Origin of the sequence: Anaerofustis sp. LCP19S3_F7, from assembly GCF_052119445.1 — a bacterium.
GTDB lineage: Bacteria > Bacillota > Clostridia > Eubacteriales > Anaerofustaceae > Anaerofustis > Anaerofustis butyriciformans.
This window is the reverse complement of record NZ_JBQKFF010000003.1, coordinates 112,017-137,831: the sequence shown is the minus strand read 5'-3', so window position 1 is coordinate 137,831 and position 25,815 is coordinate 112,017. Positions and strand designations below refer to the sequence as shown.

Here is a 25,815-nt window from a genome sequence, read left to right as displayed (position 1 = left end):
TCAATAAGGGTATCTTTATTGGTGCTTTTTTTATATAATATAAAAAAAGTTATAGGTGTTTATTATGGAATTTAAAAATGTAGTTGACGGAGAATTTGAAGAAGTAAAAAGCAGTTTTAAAAATAATAAGGTAAAAAGAAAGTTAAAATTACCCAAAATGAAAATAAGGAAAGTAGTTCTTCCTTTAATTTTTGTTTTGTTTTTTATTGGACTATTTTTATATTTGATAAACGGATTTTATATAGATTATTTATGGTTTAAAGAAGTAGGGTACTTAAATATATTCTTCAAAGAATTAAAGACAAAGATTTATATGTTTGTGCCTCTATTTTTAATATTATTTATTTTTTTTATGGTATATATAAAATTCTTAAAGAAATCATTTGATCAAGAAAATAATGTTTTAAATAAATATTGGAAAAAAATATCTGTTTTAACATCAGTATTTTTTTCTTTTATATTTTCTTTTATCATTACTTCAAGATTATGGTATAAATTTCTTGAGTTTATAAATGCTGTTCCTTTTAATAAAAATGATGGTTTATTTAATAAGGATATATCTTTTTATGTTTTTAAACTTCCCTTTTATACTTCATTAAACAGACTTTTATTTATGTTTATTTTAACAATATTTATAATAACAGTTATTTTGTTTATCGTTTTTAAATCAAAAGGGTTAAGAAACAAAAAAGAAGGTGTAATAAAGTATTTATGGGAAAATTTTAAACTTCCTTTTTGTATTTTTATAAGTATACTTTGTTTATGTTTAAGTATTCATTTTTATCTTAATATTTTTAATGTATGCTATGATTCTTCGGGGATTGTCTACGGAGCTACTTATGCAGATATGTTAATTGATGTTAACAAATATAAAATATTAAGTATATTTATGATTATATTTGCCGTTATTCTTTGGATATGCTGTTTTAAAAATAAAGTTAAACCTGTTATTATATGCATTATAATAGTTCCTTTATTTGTAGTTGGTTTAGTCGGCTTAAAGTTTGTAATACAAAATTATATAGTAGTTCCAAATGAATATGCTAAAGAGGAAAAATACATTAATAATAATATTGATATGACAAGAGATGCATACAATATTGCAGACGTAGAGGTTAAAGATTTTAAAGCAGATAACAACTTAACAAAAGAAGATATTAAAAATAACTCTGTAACAATAAGTAATATTCCTATAAATGATTTCCTTCCTACCCTTGATACTTTTAACTCTCTTCAAGGGTTTAGGTCTTATTATTCTTTTAAAGATGTTGATGTTGACAGATATAATCTTGATGGAGATCCCACACAAGTATTTATTTCTGTAAGAGAAATGCAACCAAGCAGTAAAGAAAATGTAAGAAGTTTTGTAAATAAACATCAAAAATATACTCATGGCTATGGAAGTGTAGTTGCGCCTGTTAACCAAATAAATTCATCAGGTCAGCCCGTTTTGATTCAAAAGGATATACCTGCAACTACTATATATGATGATTTAAAAATAACCGAACCTAGAATATATTATGGAGAAATAAATACTGATTATGCCATTGTAAATTGTAAAAGTGACGAATTTGATTATCCTGAAGGTGATAATAATGTTGAAAACAGGTATGGCGGAAGTGGAGGGATACAATTAAATTTCTTAAATAGAATTGCTTTTTCAATAAATAATATGAATAGCAGATTTATATTTTCATCAGATATAACCTCTGATAGTAAGGTTCTTATTAGAAGAGAAATAAAAGAAAGAGTAAGTACTATAGCTCCATTTTTGGAATATGATGAAGATCCTTATATTGTAAATGCAAATGGCAGATTATATTGGATAATAGATGCTTTTACTTTAAGCAGCAAATATCCTTGTTCAACACCTTCTAAATTTCAAGATGGGCAAAACTTCAATTATATAAGAAACTCTGTTAAAGTTGTTGTTGATGCATATAACGGAACAGTTGGATTTTATCAGGTAGATAAAAACGATCCTATAGCAACTCTTTACTCTAAAATGTATCCTGGATTTATTAAACCACTTGAAGAAATGGATCCGATATTAAAAGAGCATTTGAGATATTCAGAAGTTTTGTTTAACATTCAAAGCAGTATGTATGAAACTTATCATATGACAAATCCACAGGTTTTTTATAACAAAGAAGATCAATGGCAGACTGCAAAACAATTTTATGGAACAACAAAAAAAGCTGTAAATGTAAACAGTGCTTATATGATGATGAAACTTCCTGACAGTGACAAAGAGGAGTTTATGATTATGGCACCTTTTACACCAAATAACAAAAATAATATGGTTGCATGGATGGCAGGTATATGTGATGGTGAAGATTATGGTAAATTGAAAGTATATACATTCCCGAAACAAAAACTTGTTTATGGTCCTATGCAGATAGAACAAAGAATTGATCAGGATACGAATATTGCTCCTAAGTTGAATTTGCTTTCTCAGGCAAGCAGCGAGGTTTCAAGAGGTAATATGCTTACTATACCTATAGAAGACAGTATACTTTATGTTGAACCAATATATGTTAAATCAAAAACAGATCAGATGGCACTGCCTGAAGTAAAAAAAGTTATAGTTGCTTATGGAGAACAAATCGTAATGGAAGATTCTTTAAGTGAAGGAATAAATGCTATATTTAATTTGAAAGAAGGTAGACAGGAAGATACTGAAACATCTCTTGAGGATAAAGCAAGAGAACTAATGAATAAAATGAAAGATGCACAGGCAAAAGGAGATAGCAAAGCATATAATAAATATATGAATGAGCTTGATAATATTTTAAATTCAATGTAAAAAGAACCGATTTACTTCAAGTAAATCGGTTCTTTATTTCCCGGGAAAAATAACTATAAGTTTATTTTTTCTTTAACTTTAATATGCTCTGATATAAAATGAGCAACTTCTTCAGGTTCTATCTTTAGAACATGAGAAAACTCTTCATGTAGAAGTCTGGTTGCGTTTTTTAATATTTCTTCATCGCTCATATGAAGTTTTTTACCGTTTTTAATTTGTTCTTTTTTATGTAAATACAATGTTCTTATTAATTTTATTATATTTTTTCTATCTCCTGAATGTATAATTTTTTTGTATGTTTGTTTCCTTTCATTGTCGTCATTAATCCATATTAAATCATCATCTTTTATGTCATTTATTAAATTATAGATTTCCTTTGGAGTTAAAATTTTTCTTATTTTTTGTGTTTGTTTTTTATTGTTAATTGGAACAAATATTGTAAGGCTATCTTTATTAATAGGAGTTAGAACGTAAAATTTTGCTTTAGCCCCTGCAAAGTCTTTTTCTACAATTTCACTGATTTTGCATAGTCCTTCATTATCATATTGAATTATTTCATTTAAACTAAACATTACAACAACCCCTTTTTTATAAAATGTTATAATAAAACAGCCTAATAGCAGTCATGATGTCTACGATTAAGCTGTTTGCCATAAATATATTATACCATTTTTATAGGAATTATGTAATAGAAACTTTGAAATTCTTTCTATAAAAGACTATCGTCTGTTTCTTCTTTGATTTGAAGAAATGTTTCTTTGAGACATTACATCTGATCTTGGAACCGTTATGAATTTAACCGCATATATATCGCAAACTATATATTCATTATTTGCAATATTAAAAAGAGTAAAATAGCTAAGGCCTACGTTATACATTATTCCGGATTTTGTTATTAATGTATCACTTCCTATAACAAATTCACATACGCAGTATTCGCCTTTAATTCTGTTTAGTATGTCAGGAGTAGTTCCTGCTGTAAATACAGAAGGTACATTGGAACCGTTACTGTCCTTTTCATCTTCAAAATTATTATCCATTTGATTATCAAGGTGTTTGTTATAATTTTGCCCATTGAAGATTCCGCCTAAATTATCTTCTCTATCCATTTTTACCTCTCTTTTAAGTTTGTAAATATTTTTCAGTTGGATTATAGAAGCAATGTCTTCCTATTTTGGTTATTAAACTTCCGACTTCACTTGGGAAAAAATCTCTGCAGTCATTTTGGAAAGGGTTGTAAAACCAAAGGGCATATCCAAGATTATAAAGCCTTCCTCCCGATATTGCCCAGTCTGCTATTTGATAATGAATGTTGGTAGGATTCATGTTGTATATATTTTGTGGATTATATTCCCCGTTTACGGTTTCCATGGCACAGGTAAATTGCCCTTTTTGATATATTATGTTTCTTATACTTCCACCGTTTGAAACCCTTGAATATTCTCCATATGGCGTATAAACTCTGTTCATGACTACACTTGCTACCGCAGCCATGCCTTCATTACCTTCTCCTCCTGCTTCACATTCAATTAATCTTGCCAAAAGTTCTCTTTCCGAATAAGCCATTGCTTCCTCCAGTAAGTGTTATAATATATTTATACTGTGTTCTTTTTTTTTATATAACCTAAATGTAAAAGAAATTTGTTTTGAGTATATAAAAATGATATTTAATAAATTATTATTAATAAATAAAGAGAGGATATAAGTAGAAAAAATTTAATGTTAAAAGTAAAGTTAATAAGTTATAATATATAAATTTTTTAAATTTTATTACAATTTATTATATTTTATTTATACATTATAAGATATATTATCCTATGAATTAAAATAAAAATGTGATAAAATATACTGATACATAAATTAAGAATATTATTAAATTTACATATGTGAGGTATGAACTTGGCAAGAAAAAAAACAACGGCAAGGAAAAGAACTCAGACATCATTAAGAAGAACTACAAAAAAGCAACTTGAACAAGAAATGTTCAAAAAGAAAATAATTCAAAATGAAATAATAGGTGTTATTATTTTCTTTTTTGGTGTTTTTATGCTTTATTCTATATGGTCAAAAGACAGTGGTGTTTTTGGAAATAATTTGCATAATATTTCTATGTTTCTATTTGGTAGTGTAGGAGCTTTTTTAATAGGAGTATCATTTTTAGGTCTTGGTATTTATATAACATCTAAATTAAAACCTTTTAGTGAAACACTTACTTTAGCTTGTATTGTTTTTATTATATTTAACATAATGGCATTTTTTAATGTTGGAGGAGACCTTTTAAAATATGGTGCTTTTACAAATCAGCTTTTTAATGCTGTGCTAAATGTTGTAACAAAAGGCGGCATAATAGGTATATGGCTCGGAGGTTTATATACGACTTTCCTTGGTGAAACAGGTGCATATATATTTATTTTTGCCTGCATTATAGTTTGTTTAATATTAATATTCAAAGACAATATTGCAAGTTATAAAGAAGATAGAAAAGCAATAAGACAAAAAGAAAGAGAAGTAAAAAAAGAGATAAAAGCTCAAAGATTGACAAAGAAAATACAAGACAGAGAAGATCAGTTAAGAACAAAAGCAGATAGACAACCTGTAAGAACATCTTTCTTTCCTTCTTTTAAAAGCAAACTTATAAAAAATCCATATGATGAAAAAGATGCAATAAAAACAAGTAAGGATAAAGAAGAAGTTTTAAATAAATGGGAAGATGAATATAAGAAAAGCAAAAATCCATTTAAGAAAAAAGATAATAGTGAGAATGTAAAACAAGAAGTAAAGAAAGAAGAACCTATAATAAGGACTTATTATAGAAATGAAAACGGAGACTTTAAAAAAGAAGTTAACGAAGAAAAACCAAAAGAAGAAATTATTCAAAATGAAAAACTAAGTAAAGAAGAGATAAAAAACAAAGTAAGAGAAGAACAAGGCTTTGATGAGATAATAAAAGAAACTCAGGAAAAGCAAGATGAAACAAATAAACAAATTGAAAGAACAAAAGACTTTGTAAATCATAAACCTATAGATAAAGAAGATTTTATTGAAGATGGGGAAGAAATACCTATTGAAAGAATTGATATAAGTGATATAGACAGAGCCAATAAAGCTCAAAGAGAACAGCTTGAGAAATTAAGAGTTGCAATGGATAACGGAAGTATTGCAAAAATTACGGAAATAGAAAATAAAGAACCTTTAGTTACAGAAAAAGATCAGATACCTTATGTATTCCCTGATTCATCTCTTTTAAAACCAAATAAAAATAGAAATAATAAAGGGGAGAGAGACAGGGTTTTAGAAAACACAAGAATACTTGAAGAAACTCTTGCAAACTTTAAAGTTGGGGCAAGAGTAACTGAAGTTAGTATAGGACCTACAGTTACAAGATATGAAATGGAACTTGAACCTGGTATAAAAGTAAGTAAGGTTGTAGGGCTTCAAGATAATTTGGCAATGGCTCTTGCTGCAAATGGAATTAGAATGGAAGCTCCTATTCCAGGGAAAAGTGCAATAGGTATAGAAGTTCCTAATAAAGAAGTATCTGTTGTAGGATTTAGAGAAATTGTAGAAGATGAAAAATTCAAAAATGCAAAATCTAAATTATCGGTTGCGCTTGGTAAAAATGTAACAGGAGATATGGTTATAATGGATATAGCCAAACTTCCTCATCTTTTGATTGCCGGTGCTACAGGTTCAGGAAAAAGTGTTTGCATTAACGCAATAATAAATTCTATTTTATTCCACGCAGATCCAAACGAAGTAAGACTTATTTTAATAGACCCTAAAATGGTTGAGCTTAATATTTACGAAGGTATTCCTCATTTACTAGTTCCTGTAGAGACAGACCCAAATCATGCAGCAGGAGCTCTTAAGTGGGCTGAAAAGCAGATGAAAATAAGATACGATTTGTTTGCTCAAAATAGAGTAAGGGATATAAACGGATATAATAAGAAAATGGAAAAGATCGGTGGAGAAAAAATGGCACAGTGGGTTATCATTATAGACGAGCTTGCGGATTTAATGATGACTTGTGCTTCTCAAGTTGAATCGGCAATATGTAGACTTGCTCAGCTTGCAAGAGCTGCAGGTATACATTTGGTTTTAGCAACTCAGCGTCCATCTGTTGATGTTATTACGGGACTTATTAAAGCAAATATACCTTCTCGTATATCCTTTGCCGTATCATCGCAAATCGATTCAAGAACGATTCTTGATATGGCAGGAGCAGAAAAACTTTTAGGAAGAGGGGATATGTTATATTCTCCTGTGGGAAGTAATGCTCCTATGCGTGCACAGTGCGCTTTTATTAGTGATGAAGAAGTTGAGTCGGTTGTAAAATTCATTAAGGAAACACAAAGACCAAATTATGATGAAGATGCAATAAAAGGTATTGAAACAGTTTCCGCTGAAGAAAATATGCCGGGAAGTAAGGAAAATCTTCACAAAGAAGATTTCATTGACGAAAAGTTTAATGATGCACTTAACTTAGCATTTGAACTTGGAGAAGTTTCAACGTCAATGCTTCAAAGAAGACTTAGAATAGGTTATGCAAGGGCTGGAAGTATTATTGATGAATTGGAACAAATGGGGATAATTTCTCCTAAAGACGGAAGTAAGCCAAGAAAAGTTTTGAAAAAGAGAGAAGATTTCTTCTCGAACAGTGTTGTAGAAAGTGATGAAGTTTATCCTGAGGGAACACTGGATATAGAAGATGAAATAATGTAATGGAGATAGATATGAAAAAAGTATTTATTTTAACTTTGGGATGTCCAAAGAATACCGTAGACAGTGAAAATATAATGTATTTATTAAAAGAGCAAGGGTATGAAATTGTTGATGATGCAACAATAAGCGATTATATAATAATCAATACTTGTACTTTTATTCATGATGCAATGGAAGAAAGCATTAATTCGATACTTGAAGCTACTTTGGTAAAAAAAGACAGAAATGAAGTAAAAATAATAGTCACTGGATGTCTTGCGCAAAGATATCATGAAGAGTTATTAAAGGAAATACCTGAAGTTGACGCTTTTGTTGGAACAGGTGAATTTTATGATATGGCAAAAGTTCTTGAAAAACTTGATAAAGATAGTGAAAGTACTTTAGTTAATGTTGAAAATATAAATTGTCCTATTGTTGAAACAGACAGAATATTGTCTACACCTTCATATACGGCTTATTTAAAGGTAAGTGAAGGATGTGATAAACATTGCACATATTGTGTCATTCCAAGTATCAGAGGGAAACAAAGAAGCAGAAAGCTTGAAGATATAGTATCTGAGGCAAAAAGACTTGCCCAAAGAGGTGTAAAAGAAATAATCTTAATAGCTCAAGATGTTGGAGAATATGGTACTGATTTATATGGTAAGAGAAGACTTCCTGATTTGCTTGAGGAATTAAATAATATTGAGGGATTAAAGTGGATAAGAGTTTTATATATTTATCCTGAAACTATTTCAGATGAGCTTATCGACAAACTTGCAAAACTTGATAAAGTTGTAAAATATATAGATATGCCTCTTCAACATATTAATAATGATATATTAAAGAAAATGGGAAGAAGGACTTCAAAAGAAGATATACTTTCTATTATAAGGAAATTAAGAAAGAATGTTGAAGGAATAAAAATCCGTTCTACATTTATTACAGGTTTTCCATCAGAAACAAAAGAGCAACATGAAGAACTTTTGGAATTTATAAGGTTATATCAACTTGACAGAGTAGGGTTCTTTAAATATTCCAGAGAAGAGGGAACGCCTGCTTACAATATGGATAACCAAATTGATGAAGAAGTTAAAGAAGAAAGATATGTTGAGCTTATGAAAGCTCAAGAAGAAGTTTCTGAAGAGCTTATGGAAATGTATCTAGATAAGACATTAGAGGTTCTTGTTGAAGAAGAAGTAGAGGGAGAAGATAACGTTTATATAGGAAGAAGCTATATGGATTGTCCTGAAATTGACGGAGAAGTTTATATTTATGCCCATAAACCTTTAGAAATAGGTGGGTTTTATGATATATTAATAGAAGATTCAATGGAATATGATTTAATAGGAAGGACGATATAATGAATTTAGCAAATAAAATTACGTTATTCAGAGTTTTTATGATACCTGTATATGTTGTTTTTATGATGCTTACAGGTATACAAAATAATTATATGATTGCTGGAGCGATATTTATCATTGCTTCAATATCAGATTTTGTTGATGGTCAGATTGCAAGAAGATGTAATATGGTTACAGATTTTGGGAAATTTGTTGACCCTCTTGCAGATAAACTTCTTGTAATGGCAGCGATGCTTTGCTTTGTTGAAATAAACTTTATTCCTTCATGGGTTGTAATTGTAATTCTTGCAAGAGAGTTTATTGTAACTGGTCTTAGAGTTCTTGCTGCATCTGCCGGAGTTGTTATAGCAGCTGACAAAATAGGCAAGTTAAAAACGACTACTCAAATGATAGCATTGGTATTAATGCATTTTTCAGCTTTAAGTAATATTATCTTTAATATTTCTTTAGGGCTTATGTATATAGCATTAATTTTAACTGTAGTTTCAGGAGTAAATTATTTATATTTAAACAGAAGTTTATTTAATGTAAAAGAGTAATTTTAAATTACTCTTTTTTTATAAAAAAAACCTCTATAAAGAGGCTTTTTGTTTTAGAAGAATAAAACTGTTTGTGCAAGTATTAATGCATTTAATATTAAAGCTTGAATAAATGCGTTTAGTCTCGTTGGTGAATCAACGGCTTTTAATAGTTTTCCAACTGCAAGTACAAACACAAGTAGGAAAACAAGTCCCATAAAACTTATTGCAATTGAAAATTGACCTATTATTAACATTACTATGGCAACAATAGGAATAATAAGGAAGTTAAAACATGACATTATAAATCTTTGCATTTGTGTTGCTATCATGACTTCTTTTTCTCTTTCTTCTATGTAGAATATAAAATAACATAGTATTGTTGAAAGTATTAGCCAAAATACTTTTATTGACGTAATGTTGAAAACAACATTGCAGCCTGCAACTGAAAGAAGGTATAACATTGCAATTACGCCAAGACCTACAATTAAACCCCCTTTTACATTCTTTTTAGGGTCTTTATAGAATATTTGACTTCCTATATCGCATGCAAAGTTTGTTTTGTAGTATAGATAAAATATAATCATTCCGTAGCATGATAACAATGATAATTTAACTAAAGTGTAATACGGAATTGACATAATAGGGCTTAATAAAAAGTATAGTGCTACAGGAAGCAGGAACACCATGATTAATGATGGTATTATTGCTAAAAGTTTTGATATAACAAATTCCTTGTTAAAAGGTATTGATCCTTTTTCTTTATAATAATCTTTTGCAACTATTTTATAAGAAAGGAATATTATAAAGAAAGCAATTACGCAAAGTGCTGCAGGTAACATTGTCTTTAATGTTAAAAATTTGCTTGGAGTATATTTATATCCATCCCTTTGAGCTATATAACTTACTGTTTCTTTTATTATTTTGCTGCTTGTAATTTCATTTGTTGGTAAAACATTTTGTGCAACTGTTAAAGTTACTTCATTTTCTTCGGTGCTTCCTGTTTTTCCTTGTTCTAGTCTTGTTTTTAAAGCTTCGTTTTCTTTAACACTTGATTGATCATTTAAGTTTGATGTTATTAAGTGAATATTTTCTCCGGGGTTTGAAGCATTAAGTTCTTTCATGAACGTAACATTTTCTTCTTTTACAAAGTTAATTACATCTAAATCGATTTTTCCAAGTACATTTGTTTTAGTTGAAATTAATGTTAAATCTTTAGGGTTGAAAAATCTTTTAGTTGCTGTTTGAAGAGCTGTTCTTGCGCTTTCACCTACTGCTACAATATGTATGTGTTCTTCATTTAGTTTTGCCATTTGCGAAAATGCTACAATAGCCGAATAATATTGTTCTGCCAAGTATTCATTTTGTTTATATCCAAATTCTATGTGTCCATCAGAATGTCCTTGACTTGGATAATCAAAAACATAAACGCTGTAACCAAGCTTTGCAAATTCTTCAACCATAAACCATGTGTCTTTTGCGTTGGCGCTTAAATCATTTGCTATAAATACACCCATGTTGGTAGAACCTTTATAATATCTTGCGGATATTTCTTCTTCATCTAAGTTGTAAAATTCTACTTTATCCATTTTATAATATGTATTTGTTGAGTATAATTGCGTAAAGCATCCAGCTATAAATAAAAATATTAATATTATTAATGCAATTTTTCTTTTTGAATTTATTTTAAGTTTCATGTTAAACCTCTGTTTGGGGATTAAAAATTTACTGATAATAAATTATATCATAATATTTTTTTTTTAACAATAAACATAATATACTTGTTCTTTAGTTTCTTTATAAATAAAAAACAAGCATATTGCTTGTTTTTTATAAAATAAGTTTTGCTATATTATAAACTATTAAAGCAATTACATAAGCTATTCCTGTTTGGTACATAGCAGTTAAAACAGCACCTTTAAATGAACCTATTTCTCTTTTTGCTGCTGCAAAAGCTGCTGCGCAAGGCATATAAAGAAGCGTAAATGTTAAAAATGATATTGCAGCAGGAAGAGAGAGCATTGTGCTTAAAATTTGAGGTAATGTATTTAGTGTACTTCCCGTAAGTACTGCAAGTGTACTTACAACGACCTCTTTTGCACTAAATCCTGCAATAAGTGAAGTTACGAATTTCCAATCTCCAAAACCTAAAGGTTTAAAAATTATTGCAAGATAGTTTCCTATTGAAGCAAGTATGCTTGAAGATGGGTTGTCCACCATATTAAATCTAAAATCAAAGTTTTCAAGTAACCATATAAGTACACTGGCAACAAATATTATAGTAAATGCTCTTGTTACAAAATCTTTTGCTTTTTCATAACTAAGTCTTGTAAGAGATTTGATTGATGGAAGTCTGTATGGAGGAAGTTCCATTACAAAAGGCATTGATTCTCCTTTGTAAATTGTATTTTTTAATAAAAATCCTGAAAATACAGCTGTTAATATTCCAAGCAGATAAAAACAAATCATTACAAGAGGAAGATTATCTCCAAAAAATGCTGCTGCAAATACAGTATATATAGGAAGTTTTGCACTGCATGACATAAAAGGTGTTAAAAGCACCGTCATTTTTCTGTCTCTTGAACTTGTAAGAGTTCTTGTTGCCATAATTCCCGGAACAGAACATCCAAAGCCTATTAACATAGGAACAAAGCTTTTACCGCTTAAACCTATTTTTCTTAATGGCTTGTCCATAATAAATGCTATTCTTGCCATATATCCGCTGTCTTCTAGTAATGATAAGAAGAAGAATAACGTTACAATGATAGGTAAGAACGATAATACAGATGATATTCCGTTATATGCTCCGTCTATTATTAATGAACGAAGTGTCGGGTTTATTTGAAGTGTTGTAAGTCCTCCGTTTAAAAGAACTTTTATGTGTTCAAGTAAAAGTTCAAATGCATCGCTTAAAAATGCGCCGATAACTCCAAATGTTAGATAAAATATTGCTCCCATAATAAGTATAAAAATAGGTATTGCAAAGTATTTGTTTGTAAGGAAATTATCTATTTTTACGCTTTTAATATGTTCTTTTGTATGAGAGACTTTATGTACAGTATCGCTACATAGGTTTTCTATAAAATCATATCTCATTTCTGCAATTGCAGCGGCTCTGTCAAGACCTACATCTTTTTCCATTTCGTCTACAATGTGCATTATTATATCTTTGTCTGCATCGCTAAGTTCAAGTTTGTCTTCCATTAAGGAATCACCTTCAACTATTTTTGAAACACAAAATCTTACAGGAAGATTTTTTTCTTCTGCATTTGCTTCTATTATATGAGATATTGAATGTATTGCTTTGTGAATATATCCGCTGCAAAAATCAATTTTGCCTCTATATGCATTTTCTTCAAGTAAGTCCGTTGCAACGGCAATAAGTTCTTCTGTTCCTTGATTTTTTGCGGCTTGGATAGGAATACATTCTACATTTAATCTTTTTGAGATTGTATCTATATCTATACTATTTCCGCAGGCTATCACTTCATCCATCATGCTAAGTGCAATAACCATTGGAATATTTAATTCAAGTAGTTGAAGTGTAAGATATAAATTTCTTTCTATATTGGAAGCATCTATGATGTTTATTATTAAATCAGGTTTTTCTTCCATTAGAAAGTCTCTTGTAACTATTTCTTCACTTGTATAAGGTGAAAGTGAATATATACCCGGCAGGTCTACAAGGTTTATGTTTTCATGTCCTTTTATTGGACCTTCTTTTTTGTCTACTGTAACACCTGGGAAATTTCCAACATGAGCATTACTTCCCGTAAGGGCATTAAATAATGTTGTTTTTCCACAGTTTTGATTACCTACAAGTGCAAAGGTTCTTTTCATACTAAAGCACCTCTACTTCAATTTTTTTTGCGTCTTCTTTTCTTAAAGTAAGTTCAAAACCTCTTAGATTTATTTCTATCGGATCTCCAAGAGGGGCTACTTTTCTGATAAATACCACTGTTTTAGGTATTAGTCCTATATCTAAAAGTCTTCTTCTTATGGCAGGTTCTCCGCCTGTACTTTTTATTACTGCTTTTTGACCAATTTCAAGTTTGTCTAAAGTCATTTTTTATCCCTTCTTTTTTATGTCGTTTGTTCCGTTTTTGATTATACATTCAATATAATATTTAAGTCAATGGGAAAGAGCATTGTTATTAGTGAAAACTAACAAAATATTTTCATCCATGAACAAATGTTTGTTTTATTCCCATTTGTGTGGTATATTTTATTATAAGAAAGGTGAGTAAGAAAAATGGAGAAAATTATATTTCACATTGATGTTAATTCTGCGTTTTTATCATGGCACTGTGCGTATAATAAAAAAATCAATCCGGACTTTTTGGATTTAAGGAAAGTTGCTTCTGTGATAGGTGGCGATGAAGAAGCAAGAAAAGGTGTTGTTCTTGCAAAATCAGAAGAGGCAAAAAGATATGGTATAAAAACTGGAATAAGTTTGTTTGAGGCAAAGAGGCTTTGTCCTAATCTTGTAATAGCTAAACCTAACTTTAAAATTTATAGGATGTATTCAAATAAAATGTTTGAACTTCTTTCAATGTATAGTGATAAAATAGAGAGGTTTTCCATTGATGAAGGATTTTTGGATATGAGCGAGAGCATAAATCTATTTGGTCATCCTGTTGAAGTTGCATATAAAATAAAAGAAAGAATAAAAAAAGAGCTTGGATTTAGTGTGAATGTGGGAGTTTCATGTAATAAACTTCTTGCAAAGATGGCAGGGGATTTAGAAAAGCCCGATAAAGTAATAACTCTTTTCCCAGATGAGCTTGAAGAAAAATTATACCCCCTTGGTATAGATAATCTTTTTATGGTCGGTAAAAAAACAAAAGAAAAACTTAATAAGCTTGGAATAAATACAATTGGTGAACTTAGTAATTGTTCTTTGCAGTATCTTATTAATCACTTTAAAAATTCACAGGGGATAATGCTTTATAATTATTCTCATGGCATAGATGATTCTAAAGTAGAAGTTGAAAGAAAAATAAAATCTGTTGGAAATAGTACAACCTTAAGTGAAGATACTTCTGATATTTTAAAACTAAGAAAAATTATCCTTGCTTTATGCGATAGTATAGGTTCGAGGCTTAGAGGGAAAAGTGTAAAAGGAAATGTTATTGTTGTTACAATAAAATATAGTAATTTTAAAGTATTTTCACATAGAAAGACATTGTCATTTTATACCAGCTCCACTGATACAATTTATAAGCAGGCTTTGTTATTATTTGATGAATTATGGAACGGAAACAGTGTAAGACTGCTTGGTGTTAGTATATCCGGAATAAGTGAAAATACAGTATCTCAACTGTCATTAATTGAAAATAATGCTGAAAATGATAAAATGGGAAAAGTTGAAAAAGTTATGGATAAACTTAGAGAGAGTTATGGTAAAGATATAATAAAAAGAGGTATGCCTGAGGGGAAGGTTAGTAAATCAATAAAAGATAAATGGGAATAAAAAAGAGAATATTAATATTCTCTTTTTTTTTTATAATACTAATTTATCTCCGTCAAACTTATAATCTTTATTTTTTTCTTTCATTAATGTATGTTTTATAAAATGTAGAAGTTCTTTTTCACCTTTATCTCTTAACATAATAAGAAGATATTCTGTAAGTTTCTTGCTGTCTTCGTCAATAATATAGAAGTCTTTTCCTTTTAGCCAGTATTTTAAAGGTTCGTCTTCTTTATAATTTCCGTTTAAATAATTTTTTGAAGCACTTATTCTATCAATTACCATTTCTGCAACATATTTTTTAGGCATTTTTACACCCATTATTCCTTCGTGAGGATTAGGTTTATAATCTATCCAATATTCAAAATGATGTCTATTTCTTCCTTTATGGTGAAGCCAGCCTAGTGCATATCCATTGACTTCTTTTTCTTTGTTTATTGGGCTTCTTTTACCTCCTTGGTAGTATTTTACACCTCGCCCAAATTCTATAAAACTGTATTTCGAAAGGTCATGAAGTAGACCTTGTTTGTATAATCCTGCTTTAAAACAGGTTTTTAAAACTATAATTTTGTGTCTTGTGATGGTATAAAAATGTCCCCAAAGTTTGTTCATTGTTTCACTCCTGTTTTATAAATCTGCATTTTTATTATAGCAGAAATAAACTTATAATGTTATTCAAAATATTAAATTTTACTTTTTTAAGACAAATGTAACTATTGTGACTAAAATGTGACCTGTTTGCTTCATATTATTGTCTAAATGTTTTTCGTGTATATAATAAAATCAGAATAAAATTTTATTCATATTATTTTATGATAAAAAAATAATATTGATAAAAATGAGGGATTGGTATGAGTGGTATATTAAAAGATTTATATGAGGGCAATATAAATCCTTATGCAGAGATGAAAATTGCTTTGGATGAATATGCTTTAGAACTTAGAGAGATGACTAAAACGGAAGAGAATTTTATAAAAAAGCTAGATGAAAATATGCAAAATGAATTTTATAAGATTTTAGAAAGATGGATAAGTTTATATCCTTTAGAGCTTAGGGAGGCATATATAAAAGGGTATAAATTGGGAGTAAAGACGATGGCAGAAGTTTATAAATAAAAAAGGAGCATGCTCCTTTTTTATTTTATATATTCTTCCCATTCTTTTTCTTTAAATCCTGTAAGTATTTTATCTTTACCTATTATTATAGGTCTTTTTACAAGCATGCCGTCAGTGGACAAGAGAGAAATCATTTCATCTTCGTTCATTTCCTTTAATTTATCTTTTAGATTAAGTTCTCTGTATTTCATACCGCTTGTATTAAAAAATCTTTTTATTGGTAGGCTACTTTCTTTAATCCACTCTGTAAGTTCTTCTTTTGTGGGATTATCTTCGATTATATGTCTTGATGTAAAATCAATATCATTTTCAATAAGCCATTTTTTTGCTTTTTTACATGTAGAACATTTTGGGTATTCTAAAAATAAATATTTCATTTTAATTTCTCCATAATATTTTTATTTTATTTCATATTTTATTATACATAAAAAAATAAAAAAATAAATTTTTAAAAAAATTTTTGTTTATTAATAAAAAATATGGTAAAAATTATTGATAAATGTTACAATTTTTTTACGTAAAATTTTTATAAAAAAAATAAAAAAAATGTAAAAAAAGCCTTGCATTATGGGGTTTTATAGTGTATTATTAGTAGGCTATGACAGAAGAAAATGCGTTGAAGCGGGAGGTTGCCGTGTGAACGGGTTTTTCCGTGGAGTATGTCACCATCTAGAATGGGGCGGCATGCTTGGTGTTTTTGTGCGTCTAACTCACAAGTGAAACACACGGAACAGTGTATCAAGCATGGTCGTACTGTCGAATCATAATTAGGAGGAAGAAAGTATGGCAAATCAAAAAATCAGAATTAAGTTAAAAGCCTATGATCACGCAGTGATTGACAAGTCAGCAGCTAAAATTGTTGACACAGCAAAAAGAACAGGAGCGGAAGTATCTGGTCCTATTCCACTTCCAACACAAAAGGAAGTAGTTACAATCATCAGAGCGGTTCATAAATATAAGGATTCTAGAGAACAATTTGAAATGAGAACTCATAAGAGAGTTGTAGACATCCTTAACCCAACACCAAAAACTGTTGAAGCTTTAATGAAATTAGACTTACCAGCTGGTGTTGACATTGAAATCAAGTTATAAAATTATGACTACCAAAAAGTAGTCCGCTAATGGAGGTAAAAACATGAAAAAAGCTATTATGGCTAAAAAAGTCGGAATGACTCAAGTTTTTGCAGAAGACGGAAGAGTTATTCCAGTAACTGTATTACAAGCTGGTCCTTGCTGTGTATTACAAGTTAAAACAATCGAAAAGGACGGTTATGAAGCTGTACAACTTGGTTACGGTGAAATTAACGAAAAAAATGTAAACAAACCTTTGAAAGGTCACTTTGAAAAAGCAGGTGTTAAACCTGTAAGAAAAATCAAAGAATTCAGATTTGAAGATTGTTCAGGTTATGAAGTTGGAAATGAAATCAAAGCTGATGTATTTGAAGCCGGAGATAAAATTGATATTACAGGTATCAGCAAAGGTAAAGGATACCAAGGTGCTATCAAAAGACACGGTCAATCAAGAGGTCCTATGGGGCACGGTAGTAAATCTCATAGAGTAGTTGGTGCTATGGGTGGAGCTTCTTTCCCTGGTAGAGTTATGAAGGGTAAGAAAATGGCCGGACATATGGGTAGCGAAAAAGTAACAGTTCAAAACTTAACTGTTGTTAAAGCTGATAGTGAAAATAACATGCTCCTTGTTAAAGGTGCTGTTCCAGGGTCTAATGGTTCTATCGTAACAATTACTGATAGTATCAAGGCTTCTAAATAGAGAGTACTAGGTAAGGAGGATAGAAATGAAAGCAGATGTATTAAACATAAAAGGCGAAGTAGTTGGAAGCGTTGACTTAAACGCTGAAATTTTTGAAATAGAGCCTAACATGCCAGTTGTTCATCAATATGTTAAAGCTTACCTTGCTAATCAAAGACAAGGTACTCAAAGTGCTAAAACAAGAGCAGAAGTGCGTGGAGGCGGAAGAAAACCATGGAGACAAAAAGGTACAGGTAGAGCTAGAGTTGGTTCTTCAAGAAACCCAGTTTGGACTGGTGGTGGGGTAGCATTTGCTCCAAAACCAAGAGATTATTCTCAAAGCATTAACAAAAAAATGAGAAGATTAGCTATGAAATCTGTATTCTCAGCTAAAGCAAGCGATAAAGAATTATTCATCATTGATGAACTTAAGCTTGAAGCTCCAAAAACTAAAGTAGTTATTGATATGTTCAAAAACTTAAACATTAATAAAACTTTAGTTGTTATTGATGAAAATGACGTAAATGTTGTTAATTCAGTAAGAAACATTAAAGATGCTAAATGTTCAACAGTTGGAACATTAAACGCATATGAAATGTTAAAATACAACAATTTAGTTTTAACTAAAGATGCATTAAACAAAATAGAGGAGGTATATAAATAATGAATCCTCATGATATTATTATTAAACCAATCGTTACAGAACAAAGTATGATTGATGCAGCAAACAAAAAATACACATTCAAAGTTATGAAAAATGCAAACAAGTATCAAATTAAAGATGCTGTAGAAGCAATTTTCGATGTTGATGTTAAACAAGTTAATGTTATGAACATGAACGGAAAAGTTAAAAGAATGGGTAGAACACAAGGTAGAAGAGCTAATTGGAAAAAAGCTATTGTTACTTTAACAGAAGCTAGTAAAGAAATTAAGTTCTTTGAAAATATCTAAGGAGGCTATTACTGATGGGTATTAAAAAATATAAACCAACCTCACCAGGTCTTAGAGGTATGACAGTTTCTACTTTTGAAGAAATCACAAAGACTTCTCCAGAAAAGAGACTTGTTTCTAAGAAAACAAAAACTGCCGGAAGAAACAACAACGGTAGAATCACTGTTAGACATCATGGTGGCGGTGCTAAACAAAAATATAGAATCATTGATTTTAAAAGAAATAAAGATGGTATTCCAGCAAAAGTAAATGCTATCGAATACGATCCAAACAGAAGTGCAAACATTGCATTATTATTCTACGCTGATGGCGAAAAAAGATATATTATCGCTCCTAACAACTTAAAAGTTGGCGATACAGTAATGTCAGGTAAAGATGCTGATATTAAAGTAGGTAATGCATTAAATCTTGAAGATATTCCTGTTGGTACAATTCTTCACAATATTGAACTTAAAGCAGGAAAAGGTGCTCAAATGGCAAGAAGTGCCGGAACTTATGTTCAATTAATGGCTAAAGAAGGTAACTATGCAACATTAAGACTTCCTTCTGGCGAAATGAGACTTGTAAGAAAAGAATGCAGAGCTACAATCGGTCAAGTAGGAAATCTTGAACATGAAATTATTACTATCGGTAAAGCTGGTAGAAAAAGACATATGGGTATTAGACCAACAGTAAGAGGTTCTGTTATGAACCCTAACGACCATCCACACGGTGGTGGGGAAGGTAAAGCTCCAATCGGTAGAAGTGGTCCTGTTACTCCTTGGGGTAAACCAACACTTGGTTATAAAACTCGTAAGAAAAATAAACATTCTGATAAATACATTGTAAGAAGAAGAAACGGTAAATAGGAGGTAGGAGATGAGTAGATCAACTAAAAAAGGCCCTTACGTGGATGAAAGACTTCTAAAAAGAATAGAAGCAATGAATGAAAGTGGCGATAAACAAGTAGTAAAAACTTGGTCTCGTGATTGTACAATCTTCCCTCAAATGGTAGGACATACCGTTGCAGTTCATGACGGTAGAAAACATGTTCCAATCTTTGTTGTTGAAGATATGGTAGGACATAAATTTGGTGAATTCGCACCAACAAGAACATTCAGAGGCCATGCAGGCGAAAAGAAAACAGGTGTTAAATAAGGCTTAATAGGAGGAAAATAAATGGAAGCAAAAGCAACTGCAAAATATTTAAGAGTTTCACCTATTAAGGTAAAAAGAGTTGCTTCTTTAGTTAGAGGTAAAGATTTAGGCGAAGCTATTAATATTTTAAAACTTACAGGTAACAAACCTGCAAGAGAAATCGAAAAAGTAGTAAAATCAGCAGCAGCAAATGCTGAAAATAATCATGATATGGACGTTACAAAGCTATATATCTCTGAAATTAGTGCTAATCAAGGACCTACACTAAAAAGATTTAGAGCTGGTTCTCAAGGTAGAGCGTCTATGATATTAAAAAGAAGCTCACACATTAGTGTAGTTCTTAAAGAAAGAGCATAAGGAGGAGAAAATCTAAATGGGTCAAAAAGTAAATCCACATGGTTTAAGAGTTGGCGTAATCAAAGATTGGTCTTCAAGATGGTATGCTAAAGATAAAGACTTTGGAGACTTATTAGTAGAAGATTACAATATTAGAAAATATATTAAAACAACACAATATAATACAGGTATTTCAAGAATCGAAATTGAAAGATTCGGTGAAAAGATTAAAATCTTTATCTACACAGGTAAACCTGGAAAAATTATTGGTAAAGCCGGTTCTGGTATTGAAGCTGTAAGAAAACAACTTCAAAAAATGACAGGCAAAAATGTTTATATCAACATTATCGAAGTTAAAAATGTTGACTGTGACGCTCAACTAGTTGCAGAAAATATAGCAGCACAACTTGAAAGAAGAATTTCTTTCAGAAGAGCTATGAAACAAGCTATCGGCAGAGCCTTAAGAGGTGGCGCTGAAGGTATCAAAACAAGCGTTTCAGGAAGATTAAATGGTGCTGAAATGGCAAGAACTGAACAATATAGTGATGGAAACGTGCCACTTCAAACATTAAGAGCCGATATTGATTATGGTTTTGCGGAAGCAGATACAACATACGGAAAAATCGGTGTTAAAGTTTGGATAAACAAAGGCGAAGTTCTTCCAACTAAAGGTGAATAATTAGTATTTCAATTAAGGAGGATAAATAACAGTTATGTTAATGCCTAAAAGAGTAAAACATAGAAAAGTACATCGTGGCAGAATGAAAGGAAAAGCTACGAGAGGTAATAAAATAACTTATGGTGAATATGGTATTCAAGCACTAGAACCAGCTTGGATTACTTCAAATCAAATTGAAGCAGCCCGTATCGCCATGACAAGATATATCAAAAGAGGCGGACAAGTTTGGATTAAAATTTTCCCAGATAAGTCTGTAACAAAGAAACCAGCCGAAACTCGTATGGGTAAAGGTAAAGGTGCTCCAGAATATTGGGTAGCGGTTGTAAAACCAGGTAGAGTTATGTTTGAACTTGCTGGTGTAAATGAAGAAACAGCAAGAGAAGCTATGAGACTTGCTCAACATAAACTACCAATCAAGACAAAATTTATCACTAGAGCAGAACAAGAAAAATTAGTAGGTGGTGAAGCATAATGAAAGCGCAAGATATTAGAAATATGAGTGAACAAGAATTAAATAATCAACTTATCTCTTTAAAAGAAGAATTATTCAATCTACGTTTTCAACATGCAACAGGACAACTTGATAATCCTTTAAAAATTAAGGAAGTTAAGAAAGACTACGCTAGAGTGAAAACTGTGCTTAGAGAAAGGGAATTACAAGCTAACGCTTAGTAATTTTTAGGTAGGATAATATGGAAAGAGGAAATAGAAAAGTAAGAATTGGTAAGGTTGTTTCAAACAAAGGTGATAAAAGCATCGTTGTTGCTATTGAAACAATGGTAAACCATCCATTATATAAAAAGCGTGTAAAGAAAACAACTAAGTTTATGGCTCATGATGAACAAAACATGTGTGATGTTGGCGATATTGTTAAAATTATGGAAACAAGACCACTTAGCAAATCAAAACGTCATAGATTAGTTGAAATCGTAGAAAAGGTTAAATAGCCTTTCGGCGTTTTAAGGAGGTTTAAAGAATGATACAACAAGAAAGTAGATTAAAAGTAGCTGATAACAGTGGTGCAAAAGAACTATTATGTATCAGAGTTCTTGGAGGAAGCAAAAAGAAAACTGCTAACATCGGTGATGTTATCGTAGCAAGTGTTAAAAGTGCTGCTCCAGGCGGAATGGTAAAAAAAGGTGATGTTGTAAAAGCTGTTATCGTTAGAACTGTAAGCGGTGTTAGAAGACCAGACGGTACTTATATCAAATTTGATCAAAACGCTGCTGTTATATTAAAAGAAGATAATCAACCAAGAGGAACACGTATTTTCGGACCTGTTGCTAGAGAACTTAGAAGTAAGAAATTTATGAAAATCGTTTCACTAGCTCCGGAAGTACTATAAGGAGGCTTTTATAATGCATGTAAAGAAAGATGATAAAGTAATTGTTATTTCTGGTAAAGATAAAGGAACTATTGGCAAAGTTATAAAAAGCTTTCCAAAAGAAAACAGAGTAATAGTTGAAAATGTAAATGTAAGAAAAAAACATTTAAAAGCAACAAATCAAATGCAACAAGCAGGTATTGTCGAAGAAGCATGTCCTATTGATGCTTCAAACGTTTTATTATACTGTGACACTTGCAAAAAAGGTGTTAGAACAGGTGTAAAAGTTAACGACGGCAAAAAAGAAAGATACTGCAAAAAATGCAATGCAACTTTTAAATAGTAGGGGGCAGTAATTAATGAGTAGATTAAGAGAAAAATACAAAGCTGAAGTTATAAATGCACTTACTGAAAAGTTCGGCTATACAAACGTAATGCAAGTACCAAGACTTGAAAAAATCGTTATTAACATGAGATTTGGGGATTGTAAAGACAACTCTAAACAAATGGAAGCAGCTGCAAACGAACTTGCTTTAATTTCTGGACAAAAACCAGTTATGATTAAAGCAAAAAAATCAGTATCAAACTTCAAATTAAGAGAAGGTATGACAATTGGTGCGAAAGTAACACTTAGAGGTGAAAGAATGTATGAATTTGCTGATAGACTTCTAAATGTTGCTATTCCAAGAATCAGAGACTTTAGAGGTGTAAATCCAAAGAGTTTTGACGGAAGAGGAAATTATTCTTTAGGTATTAAAGAACAACTTATCTTCCCTGAAATAGATTATGATAAAATTGAAAAATTAAGAGGAATGGATATCGCATTCGTTTCTTCAGCAAATACAGATGAAGAAGGCTATGAATTACTTAAATTAATGGGTATGCCTTTCAAAGAAGCATAGGAGGATAAGATATGGCTAAAAAAGCAATGGTAGAAAAGCAAAAAAGAACACCAAAGTATTCAACAAGAGCATATACAAGATGTAAAATATGCGGAAGACCTCATGCTTACCTAAGAAAATATGGTATTTGTAGAATATGTTTTAGAGAACTTGCTTACAAAGGTGAAATCCCTGGCGTAAAGAAAGCAAGTTGGTAGAAATAATTTTAAAGAAAGTAATTAAGGAGGTTTTCTAATATGTCTATGACAGATCCAATTGCGGATATGCTAACTAGAATTAGAAACGCAAATAACGCAGGACACAAAGATGTAATGGTTCCAGCTTCTAATATTAAAAAAGCTATCGCAAACATTTTATTAGAAGAAGGTTATATAAAGAAAGTAGATTTTATAGAAGATAATAAACAAGGCATGCTTAAAATTACTTTGAAATACGGTCAAAACGGTGAAAAAGTAATCGCAGGCTTAAAGAGAATTTCTAAACCAGGTCTTAGAATTTATGCTTCAAATGAAGACTTACCAAAAGTTTTAAATGGTTTAGGGGTAGCAATTATATCAACTTCAAAAGGCGTTATGACAGACAAATTAGCTAGAAAAAATAACGTTGGCGGCGAAGTAATATGCTACGTATGGTAGAAAAAATAGGAGGAAGAAATAGATTATGTCTAGAGTAGGAAATGCACCTGTTAATTTACCAGCTGGAGTTGATGTAAAAGTTGACGAAAATAACGTAGTTACAGTAAAAGGCCCAAAAGGTGAATTAACACAAGCTATAGATAAAGATATCATTATTGAAATTAATGATAATGTGTTAGAAGTAAAAAGACCTAGTGAAGATAAAAGACATCGTTCACTTCATGGTTTATCAAGAGCTTTAATTCAAAACATGGTAATTGGTGTTACTGATGGTTTTGAAAAGAAACTTGAAATTGTTGGTGTTGGTTACAGAGCACAAAAACAAGGTAAAACATTAGTACTTAGCCTTGGATATTCTCATCCAGTAGAAATGGAAGATCCAGAAGGTATCGAAACTGTTGTTGAAGGACAAAACACAGTTATCGTTAAAGGTATTGATAAACAATTCGTTGGCGCACATGCTGCTAATATCAGAGCTAAAAGAAGTCCTGAACCATACAAAGGTAAAGGTGTTAGATATGCTGACGAAAGAGTAAGAATTAAAGAAGGAAAATCAGGTAAATAGGAGGGCGAATAGATGATATCAAAAGTTAATAAAAATGAAATCAGAAAGAAAAGACATCTTAGAGTAAGAAATAAGATTAGCGGCACTCCTGAAAGACCAAGACTAAATGTTTTTAGAAGCAATAAGCAAATTTATGCTCAGCTTATTGACGATGTAAACGGAGTAACTCTTGCAGCTGCTTCAAGCTTAGATGCTACAATCAAAGAAGAATGCGCTAAGTTACCAAAACTTGAAAGTGCAACATTGGTTGGTAAAGAAATCGCTAAAAATGCTAAAGAAAATAACATTAGCGAATGCGTTTTCGACAGAGGCGGTTATGTATATGAAGGTAGAGTAAAAGCTCTAGCTGAAGGTGCAAGAGAAGCTGGACTTGAATTTTAAGGAGGCTAAAGGGAAGAATGAATAAAAATTTTAATCCTGAAGAATTAGATTTAAAAGATAAAGTTGTTGCCATAAACAGAGTAACAAAAGTTGTTAAAGGTGGTAGAAATTTCCGTTTTAGTACTCTTGTAGTAGTAGGCGATGAAAACGGCCACGTAGGTGTAGGCCTTGGTAAAGCCATTGAAATTCCTGAAGCAATCAGAAAAGGCATTGCTGATGCTAAAAAGAACATGATTGAAGTTTCTTTATCAGGCACAACAATTCCTCACGAAACAATCGGAAGATTTGGTGCCGGAAAAGTGTTAATGAAACCGGCTGCTAAAGGTACAGGAGTTATCGCTGGTGGTCCTGCCCGTGCAGTAATCGAACTTGCTGGAATCAAAGATATCAGAATTAAATCTTTAGGTTCAAACAATGCAAGCAACATGGTAAAAGCCACATTAGCAGGTTTATCTGGTTTAGTAACAGTTGAAGAAGTTGCTAAAAAAAGAGGTAAGACTGTAGAAGAAATCTTAGGATAAGGAGCGTGAGAGAATTGGCTGGAGAAAAACAATTAAAGATTACGCTTAAGAAAAGCTTAATAGGTAGAAATGAAAAACAAAGAAAAAGTATTGAAGCTTTAGGACTAAGAAAAATCGGTCAAAGCGTTGTAAAACAAGATAATCCTCAAATGAGAGGTATTTGTCAAAAAATGGACTTCATGTTAGACGTTGAAGAAATATAATAGGGGGTTAGCAATAATGAGATTACACGAGCTAAAACCTGCTGAAGGTTCAACAAGAAAGACTATTAGAAAAGGTAGAGGTACAGCTACAGGTAGAGGTAAAACTGCAGGTAGAGGTCAAGACGGACAAAAATCACGTTCAGGCGGCGGAGTAAGACCTGGATTTGAAGGTGGTCAAATGCCACTAACAAGAAGAGTTCCTAAAAGAGGTTTCTCTAACTATCCTTTCAAAAAAGAATTTGCTGTTGTTAATCTTGACAGATTAAATGAAATTGAAAAAGACAGCGTTGTAACTAATGATCTTTTAAAAGAACTAGGTATGGTTAAAAATAAATATGAATATGTTAAAGTTTTAGGAAACGGAGAAATTACTGTTCCTTTAACTGTTAAAGTTGATAAAGTAAGTAAATCAGCTAAAGAAAAAATAGAAGCAGCAGGCGGGAAAGTAGAGGTATAA

35 protein-coding genes are annotated in these 25,815 nt (G+C 31.0%); 27 read left to right on the top strand and 8 right to left on the bottom strand.

Features of this window, described 5'->3' with window-relative positions:
- The first annotated feature begins 64 nt into the window (after positions 1 to 64).
- Positions 65 to 2,806 carry a UPF0182 family membrane protein gene (locus ACTQYZ_RS05490; RefSeq protein ID WP_441416167.1) on the top strand — a complete coding sequence of 914 codons (2,742 nt, stop codon included), beginning with the start codon at positions 65 to 67 and terminating at the stop codon, positions 2,804 to 2,806.
- Positions 2,807 to 2,859: 53 nt separating this feature from the next.
- Here the strand turns inward: ACTQYZ_RS05490 and ACTQYZ_RS05485 are convergent, their stop codons facing one another.
- From ACTQYZ_RS05485 to ACTQYZ_RS05475, 3 genes are all read right to left on the bottom strand, one after another.
- Positions 2,860 to 3,378: a CarD family transcriptional regulator gene (locus ACTQYZ_RS05485; protein ID WP_441023410.1), complete on the bottom strand. Its 519-nt coding sequence runs from the start codon at positions 3,376 to 3,378 to the stop codon at positions 2,860 to 2,862.
- A 147-nt stretch (positions 3,379 to 3,525) separates the two neighbouring features.
- Positions 3,526 to 3,915 carry a hypothetical protein gene (locus tag ACTQYZ_RS05480; RefSeq protein ID WP_441023408.1) on the bottom strand — a complete coding sequence of 130 codons (390 nt, stop codon included), beginning with the start codon at positions 3,913 to 3,915 and terminating at the stop codon, positions 3,526 to 3,528.
- A gap of 13 nt (positions 3,916 to 3,928) precedes the next feature.
- Positions 3,929 to 4,372 (bottom strand): cell wall hydrolase, encoded by a 444-nt coding sequence (locus tag ACTQYZ_RS05475; RefSeq protein WP_329383687.1) that lies wholly within the window; start codon positions 4,370 to 4,372, stop codon positions 3,929 to 3,931.
- 333 nt (positions 4,373 to 4,705) lie between these two features.
- Between ACTQYZ_RS05475 and ACTQYZ_RS05470 the strand changes: the two genes are divergently transcribed.
- The 3 genes from ACTQYZ_RS05470 to pgsA are packed head-to-tail and all read left to right on the top strand — an operon-like array spanning position 4,706 to position 9,410.
- Positions 4,706 to 7,528: a DNA translocase FtsK gene (locus ACTQYZ_RS05470; RefSeq protein ID WP_441416166.1), complete on the top strand. Its 2,823-nt coding sequence runs from the start codon at positions 4,706 to 4,708 to the stop codon at positions 7,526 to 7,528.
- An 11-nt stretch (positions 7,529 to 7,539) separates the two neighbouring features.
- Complete coding sequence (gene rimO, locus ACTQYZ_RS05465; protein ID WP_441416165.1) at positions 7,540 to 8,871, top strand: 30S ribosomal protein S12 methylthiotransferase RimO; 1,332 nt, start codon at positions 7,540 to 7,542, stop codon at positions 8,869 to 8,871.
- A complete protein-coding gene (gene pgsA, locus ACTQYZ_RS05460; RefSeq protein ID WP_138268612.1) occupies positions 8,871 to 9,410 on the top strand; it encodes a CDP-diacylglycerol--glycerol-3-phosphate 3-phosphatidyltransferase in 540 nt (179 codons plus the stop codon). The genes rimO and pgsA overlap by 1 nt, the downstream gene beginning before the upstream one ends.
- Before the next feature lie 53 nt (positions 9,411 to 9,463).
- Here pgsA and ACTQYZ_RS05455 read toward each other — a convergent pair whose 3' ends face one another.
- The 3 genes from ACTQYZ_RS05455 to ACTQYZ_RS05445 all read right to left on the bottom strand — a co-directional run bounded on the left by ACTQYZ_RS05455 (position 9,464) and on the right by ACTQYZ_RS05445 (position 13,455).
- Complete coding sequence (locus tag ACTQYZ_RS05455; protein ID WP_441416164.1) at positions 9,464 to 11,086, bottom strand: hypothetical protein; 1,623 nt, start codon at positions 11,084 to 11,086, stop codon at positions 9,464 to 9,466.
- 133 nt (positions 11,087 to 11,219) lie between these two features.
- A complete protein-coding gene (gene feoB, locus ACTQYZ_RS05450; RefSeq protein ID WP_441416163.1) occupies positions 11,220 to 13,229 on the bottom strand; it encodes a ferrous iron transport protein B in 2,010 nt (669 codons plus the stop codon).
- Between the two features lies 1 nt (position 13,230).
- Positions 13,231 to 13,455 (bottom strand): FeoA family protein, encoded by a 225-nt coding sequence (locus ACTQYZ_RS05445; protein ID WP_138268608.1) that lies wholly within the window; start codon positions 13,453 to 13,455, stop codon positions 13,231 to 13,233.
- Between the two features lie 186 nt (positions 13,456 to 13,641).
- On the opposite strand from ACTQYZ_RS05445, the gene ACTQYZ_RS05440 reads away from it, so the two are divergent.
- The gene (locus ACTQYZ_RS05440; RefSeq protein ID WP_441023396.1) at positions 13,642 to 14,862 is read left to right on the top strand and encodes a Y-family DNA polymerase; all 1,221 of its coding nucleotides are present in this window, start codon (positions 13,642 to 13,644) and stop codon (positions 14,860 to 14,862) included.
- Between the two features lie 30 nt (positions 14,863 to 14,892).
- On the opposite strand, the gene ACTQYZ_RS05435 is transcribed toward ACTQYZ_RS05440, so the two are convergent.
- On the bottom strand, positions 14,893 to 15,471 hold the full coding sequence (locus ACTQYZ_RS05435; RefSeq protein ID WP_329383665.1) for a DUF5662 family protein: 579 nt from the start codon (positions 15,469 to 15,471) through the stop codon (positions 14,893 to 14,895).
- A 239-nt stretch (positions 15,472 to 15,710) separates the two neighbouring features.
- On the opposite strand from ACTQYZ_RS05435, the gene ACTQYZ_RS05430 reads away from it, so the two are divergent.
- Positions 15,711 to 15,974 carry a DUF6809 family protein gene (locus tag ACTQYZ_RS05430; RefSeq protein WP_441416162.1) on the top strand — a complete coding sequence of 88 codons (264 nt, stop codon included), beginning with the start codon at positions 15,711 to 15,713 and terminating at the stop codon, positions 15,972 to 15,974.
- A 20-nt stretch (positions 15,975 to 15,994) separates the two neighbouring features.
- Here the strand turns inward: ACTQYZ_RS05430 and ACTQYZ_RS05425 are convergent, their stop codons facing one another.
- Positions 15,995 to 16,351 (bottom strand): arsenate reductase family protein, encoded by a 357-nt coding sequence (locus tag ACTQYZ_RS05425; RefSeq protein WP_441023393.1) that lies wholly within the window; start codon positions 16,349 to 16,351, stop codon positions 15,995 to 15,997.
- Between the two features lie 406 nt (positions 16,352 to 16,757).
- On the opposite strand from ACTQYZ_RS05425, the gene rpsJ reads away from it, so the two are divergent.
- Genes rpsJ through rplO form a run of 21 tightly spaced genes read left to right on the top strand, consistent with a single transcriptional unit; the run spans position 16,758 to position 25,815 of the window.
- Positions 16,758 to 17,066, top strand: a complete 309-nt coding sequence (gene rpsJ / locus ACTQYZ_RS05420) for a 30S ribosomal protein S10 (RefSeq protein ID WP_138268603.1) — start codon at positions 16,758 to 16,760, stop codon at positions 17,064 to 17,066.
- 43 nt (positions 17,067 to 17,109) lie between these two features.
- Positions 17,110 to 17,745 carry a 50S ribosomal protein L3 gene (rplC, locus tag ACTQYZ_RS05415; protein ID WP_441023391.1) on the top strand — a complete coding sequence of 212 codons (636 nt, stop codon included), beginning with the start codon at positions 17,110 to 17,112 and terminating at the stop codon, positions 17,743 to 17,745.
- 25 nt (positions 17,746 to 17,770) lie between these two features.
- Positions 17,771 to 18,388 carry a 50S ribosomal protein L4 gene (rplD, locus tag ACTQYZ_RS05410; protein ID WP_441416161.1) on the top strand — a complete coding sequence of 206 codons (618 nt, stop codon included), beginning with the start codon at positions 17,771 to 17,773 and terminating at the stop codon, positions 18,386 to 18,388.
- Positions 18,388 to 18,675, top strand: a complete 288-nt coding sequence (gene rplW / locus ACTQYZ_RS05405) for a 50S ribosomal protein L23 (protein WP_207734408.1) — start codon at positions 18,388 to 18,390, stop codon at positions 18,673 to 18,675. Before rplD ends, rplW begins: the two co-directional genes overlap by 1 nt.
- Before the next feature lie 14 nt (positions 18,676 to 18,689).
- A complete protein-coding gene (gene rplB / locus ACTQYZ_RS05400) occupies positions 18,690 to 19,523 on the top strand; it encodes a 50S ribosomal protein L2 (RefSeq protein ID WP_138268599.1) in 834 nt (277 codons plus the stop codon).
- A gap of 10 nt (positions 19,524 to 19,533) precedes the next feature.
- A complete protein-coding gene (gene rpsS / locus ACTQYZ_RS05395; protein ID WP_441416160.1) occupies positions 19,534 to 19,812 on the top strand; it encodes a 30S ribosomal protein S19 in 279 nt (92 codons plus the stop codon).
- Positions 19,813 to 19,833: 21 nt separating this feature from the next.
- Positions 19,834 to 20,169 (top strand): 50S ribosomal protein L22, encoded by a 336-nt coding sequence (gene rplV, locus ACTQYZ_RS05390; RefSeq protein WP_138268597.1) that lies wholly within the window; start codon positions 19,834 to 19,836, stop codon positions 20,167 to 20,169.
- 16 nt (positions 20,170 to 20,185) lie between these two features.
- Positions 20,186 to 20,827, top strand: coding sequence for a 30S ribosomal protein S3 (gene rpsC / locus ACTQYZ_RS05385; protein WP_441416159.1), 642 nt, complete (start codon positions 20,186 to 20,188; stop codon positions 20,825 to 20,827).
- Positions 20,828 to 20,861: 34 nt separating this feature from the next.
- Complete coding sequence (gene rplP / locus ACTQYZ_RS05380) at positions 20,862 to 21,299, top strand: 50S ribosomal protein L16 (RefSeq protein ID WP_441416158.1); 438 nt, start codon at positions 20,862 to 20,864, stop codon at positions 21,297 to 21,299.
- Positions 21,299 to 21,499, top strand: coding sequence for a 50S ribosomal protein L29 (rpmC, locus tag ACTQYZ_RS05375; protein WP_138268594.1), 201 nt, complete (start codon positions 21,299 to 21,301; stop codon positions 21,497 to 21,499). Before rplP ends, rpmC begins: the two co-directional genes overlap by 1 nt.
- Positions 21,500 to 21,519: 20 nt before the next feature.
- Positions 21,520 to 21,774 (top strand): 30S ribosomal protein S17, encoded by a 255-nt coding sequence (gene rpsQ, locus ACTQYZ_RS05370; protein WP_007050812.1) that lies wholly within the window; start codon positions 21,520 to 21,522, stop codon positions 21,772 to 21,774.
- A gap of 29 nt (positions 21,775 to 21,803) precedes the next feature.
- A complete protein-coding gene (gene rplN / locus ACTQYZ_RS05365) occupies positions 21,804 to 22,172 on the top strand; it encodes a 50S ribosomal protein L14 (RefSeq protein ID WP_138268593.1) in 369 nt (122 codons plus the stop codon).
- Between the two features lie 13 nt (positions 22,173 to 22,185).
- Positions 22,186 to 22,494: a 50S ribosomal protein L24 gene (rplX, locus tag ACTQYZ_RS05360; protein ID WP_138268592.1), complete on the top strand. Its 309-nt coding sequence runs from the start codon at positions 22,186 to 22,188 to the stop codon at positions 22,492 to 22,494.
- Positions 22,495 to 22,510: 16 nt separating this feature from the next.
- Entirely contained in the window at positions 22,511 to 23,053 is a 543-nt protein-coding gene (rplE, locus tag ACTQYZ_RS05355; RefSeq protein ID WP_138268591.1) for a 50S ribosomal protein L5, read from the top strand.
- An 11-nt stretch (positions 23,054 to 23,064) separates the two neighbouring features.
- Positions 23,065 to 23,250, top strand: coding sequence for a type Z 30S ribosomal protein S14 (locus ACTQYZ_RS05350; RefSeq protein ID WP_007050816.1), 186 nt, complete (start codon positions 23,065 to 23,067; stop codon positions 23,248 to 23,250).
- A gap of 39 nt (positions 23,251 to 23,289) precedes the next feature.
- Entirely contained in the window at positions 23,290 to 23,688 is a 399-nt protein-coding gene (gene rpsH / locus ACTQYZ_RS05345) for a 30S ribosomal protein S8 (protein WP_138268590.1), read from the top strand.
- Between the two features lie 25 nt (positions 23,689 to 23,713).
- Complete coding sequence (gene rplF, locus ACTQYZ_RS05340) at positions 23,714 to 24,253, top strand: 50S ribosomal protein L6 (RefSeq protein WP_441023383.1); 540 nt, start codon at positions 23,714 to 23,716, stop codon at positions 24,251 to 24,253.
- A 12-nt stretch (positions 24,254 to 24,265) separates the two neighbouring features.
- On the top strand, positions 24,266 to 24,634 hold the full coding sequence (gene rplR, locus ACTQYZ_RS05335) for a 50S ribosomal protein L18 (protein WP_138268588.1): 369 nt from the start codon (positions 24,266 to 24,268) through the stop codon (positions 24,632 to 24,634).
- Positions 24,635 to 24,651: 17 nt separating this feature from the next.
- A complete protein-coding gene (gene rpsE / locus ACTQYZ_RS05330) occupies positions 24,652 to 25,155 on the top strand; it encodes a 30S ribosomal protein S5 (RefSeq protein ID WP_138268587.1) in 504 nt (167 codons plus the stop codon).
- 5 nt (positions 25,156 to 25,160) lie between these two features.
- On the top strand, positions 25,161 to 25,358 hold the full coding sequence (gene rpmD, locus ACTQYZ_RS05325) for a 50S ribosomal protein L30 (RefSeq protein WP_329383628.1): 198 nt from the start codon (positions 25,161 to 25,163) through the stop codon (positions 25,356 to 25,358).
- A 16-nt stretch (positions 25,359 to 25,374) separates the two neighbouring features.
- Positions 25,375 to 25,815: a 50S ribosomal protein L15 gene (rplO, locus tag ACTQYZ_RS05320; protein ID WP_138268585.1), complete on the top strand. Its 441-nt coding sequence runs from the start codon at positions 25,375 to 25,377 to the stop codon at positions 25,813 to 25,815.

What these genes read in the sequence shown, in the direction of transcription:
- ACTQYZ_RS05490 (WP_441416167.1), top strand. Translation starts at nt 65, where the DNA reads ATGGAATTTAAAAATGTAGTTGACGGAGAATTTGAAGAAGTAAAAAGC.
- ACTQYZ_RS05485 (WP_441023410.1), bottom strand. Translation starts at nt 3,378, where the DNA reads ATGTTTAGTTTAAATGAAATAATTCAATATGATAATGAAGGACTATGC.
- ACTQYZ_RS05480 (WP_441023408.1), bottom strand. Translation starts at nt 3,915, where the DNA reads ATGGATAGAGAAGATAATTTAGGCGGAATCTTCAATGGGCAAAATTAT.
- ACTQYZ_RS05475 (WP_329383687.1), bottom strand. Translation starts at nt 4,372, where the DNA reads ATGGCTTATTCGGAAAGAGAACTTTTGGCAAGATTAATTGAATGTGAA.
- rimO (WP_441416165.1), top strand. Translation starts at nt 7,540, where the DNA reads ATGAAAAAAGTATTTATTTTAACTTTGGGATGTCCAAAGAATACCGTA.
- pgsA (WP_138268612.1), top strand. Translation starts at nt 8,871, where the DNA reads ATGAATTTAGCAAATAAAATTACGTTATTCAGAGTTTTTATGATACCT.
- ACTQYZ_RS05455 (WP_441416164.1), bottom strand. Translation starts at nt 11,086, where the DNA reads ATGAAACTTAAAATAAATTCAAAAAGAAAAATTGCATTAATAATATTA.
- feoB (WP_441416163.1), bottom strand. Translation starts at nt 13,229, where the DNA reads ATGAAAAGAACCTTTGCACTTGTAGGTAATCAAAACTGTGGAAAAACA.
- ACTQYZ_RS05445 (WP_138268608.1), bottom strand. Translation starts at nt 13,455, where the DNA reads ATGACTTTAGACAAACTTGAAATTGGTCAAAAAGCAGTAATAAAAAGT.
- ACTQYZ_RS05440 (WP_441023396.1), top strand. Translation starts at nt 13,642, where the DNA reads ATGGAGAAAATTATATTTCACATTGATGTTAATTCTGCGTTTTTATCA.
- ACTQYZ_RS05435 (WP_329383665.1), bottom strand. Translation starts at nt 15,471, where the DNA reads ATGAACAAACTTTGGGGACATTTTTATACCATCACAAGACACAAAATT.
- ACTQYZ_RS05430 (WP_441416162.1), top strand. Translation starts at nt 15,711, where the DNA reads ATGAGTGGTATATTAAAAGATTTATATGAGGGCAATATAAATCCTTAT.
- ACTQYZ_RS05425 (WP_441023393.1), bottom strand. Translation starts at nt 16,351, where the DNA reads ATGAAATATTTATTTTTAGAATACCCAAAATGTTCTACATGTAAAAAA.
- rpsJ (WP_138268603.1), top strand. Translation starts at nt 16,758, where the DNA reads ATGGCAAATCAAAAAATCAGAATTAAGTTAAAAGCCTATGATCACGCA.
- rplC (WP_441023391.1), top strand. Translation starts at nt 17,110, where the DNA reads ATGAAAAAAGCTATTATGGCTAAAAAAGTCGGAATGACTCAAGTTTTT.
- rplD (WP_441416161.1), top strand. Translation starts at nt 17,771, where the DNA reads ATGAAAGCAGATGTATTAAACATAAAAGGCGAAGTAGTTGGAAGCGTT.
- rplW (WP_207734408.1), top strand. Translation starts at nt 18,388, where the DNA reads ATGAATCCTCATGATATTATTATTAAACCAATCGTTACAGAACAAAGT.
- rplB (WP_138268599.1), top strand. Translation starts at nt 18,690, where the DNA reads ATGGGTATTAAAAAATATAAACCAACCTCACCAGGTCTTAGAGGTATG.
- rpsS (WP_441416160.1), top strand. Translation starts at nt 19,534, where the DNA reads ATGAGTAGATCAACTAAAAAAGGCCCTTACGTGGATGAAAGACTTCTA.
- rplV (WP_138268597.1), top strand. Translation starts at nt 19,834, where the DNA reads ATGGAAGCAAAAGCAACTGCAAAATATTTAAGAGTTTCACCTATTAAG.
- rpsC (WP_441416159.1), top strand. Translation starts at nt 20,186, where the DNA reads ATGGGTCAAAAAGTAAATCCACATGGTTTAAGAGTTGGCGTAATCAAA.
- rplP (WP_441416158.1), top strand. Translation starts at nt 20,862, where the DNA reads ATGTTAATGCCTAAAAGAGTAAAACATAGAAAAGTACATCGTGGCAGA.
- rpmC (WP_138268594.1), top strand. Translation starts at nt 21,299, where the DNA reads ATGAAAGCGCAAGATATTAGAAATATGAGTGAACAAGAATTAAATAAT.
- rpsQ (WP_007050812.1), top strand. Translation starts at nt 21,520, where the DNA reads ATGGAAAGAGGAAATAGAAAAGTAAGAATTGGTAAGGTTGTTTCAAAC.
- rplN (WP_138268593.1), top strand. Translation starts at nt 21,804, where the DNA reads ATGATACAACAAGAAAGTAGATTAAAAGTAGCTGATAACAGTGGTGCA.
- rplX (WP_138268592.1), top strand. Translation starts at nt 22,186, where the DNA reads ATGCATGTAAAGAAAGATGATAAAGTAATTGTTATTTCTGGTAAAGAT.
- rplE (WP_138268591.1), top strand. Translation starts at nt 22,511, where the DNA reads ATGAGTAGATTAAGAGAAAAATACAAAGCTGAAGTTATAAATGCACTT.
- ACTQYZ_RS05350 (WP_007050816.1), top strand. Translation starts at nt 23,065, where the DNA reads ATGGCTAAAAAAGCAATGGTAGAAAAGCAAAAAAGAACACCAAAGTAT.
- rpsH (WP_138268590.1), top strand. Translation starts at nt 23,290, where the DNA reads ATGTCTATGACAGATCCAATTGCGGATATGCTAACTAGAATTAGAAAC.
- rplF (WP_441023383.1), top strand. Translation starts at nt 23,714, where the DNA reads ATGTCTAGAGTAGGAAATGCACCTGTTAATTTACCAGCTGGAGTTGAT.
- rplR (WP_138268588.1), top strand. Translation starts at nt 24,266, where the DNA reads ATGATATCAAAAGTTAATAAAAATGAAATCAGAAAGAAAAGACATCTT.
- rpsE (WP_138268587.1), top strand. Translation starts at nt 24,652, where the DNA reads ATGAATAAAAATTTTAATCCTGAAGAATTAGATTTAAAAGATAAAGTT.
- rplO (WP_138268585.1), top strand. Translation starts at nt 25,375, where the DNA reads ATGAGATTACACGAGCTAAAACCTGCTGAAGGTTCAACAAGAAAGACT.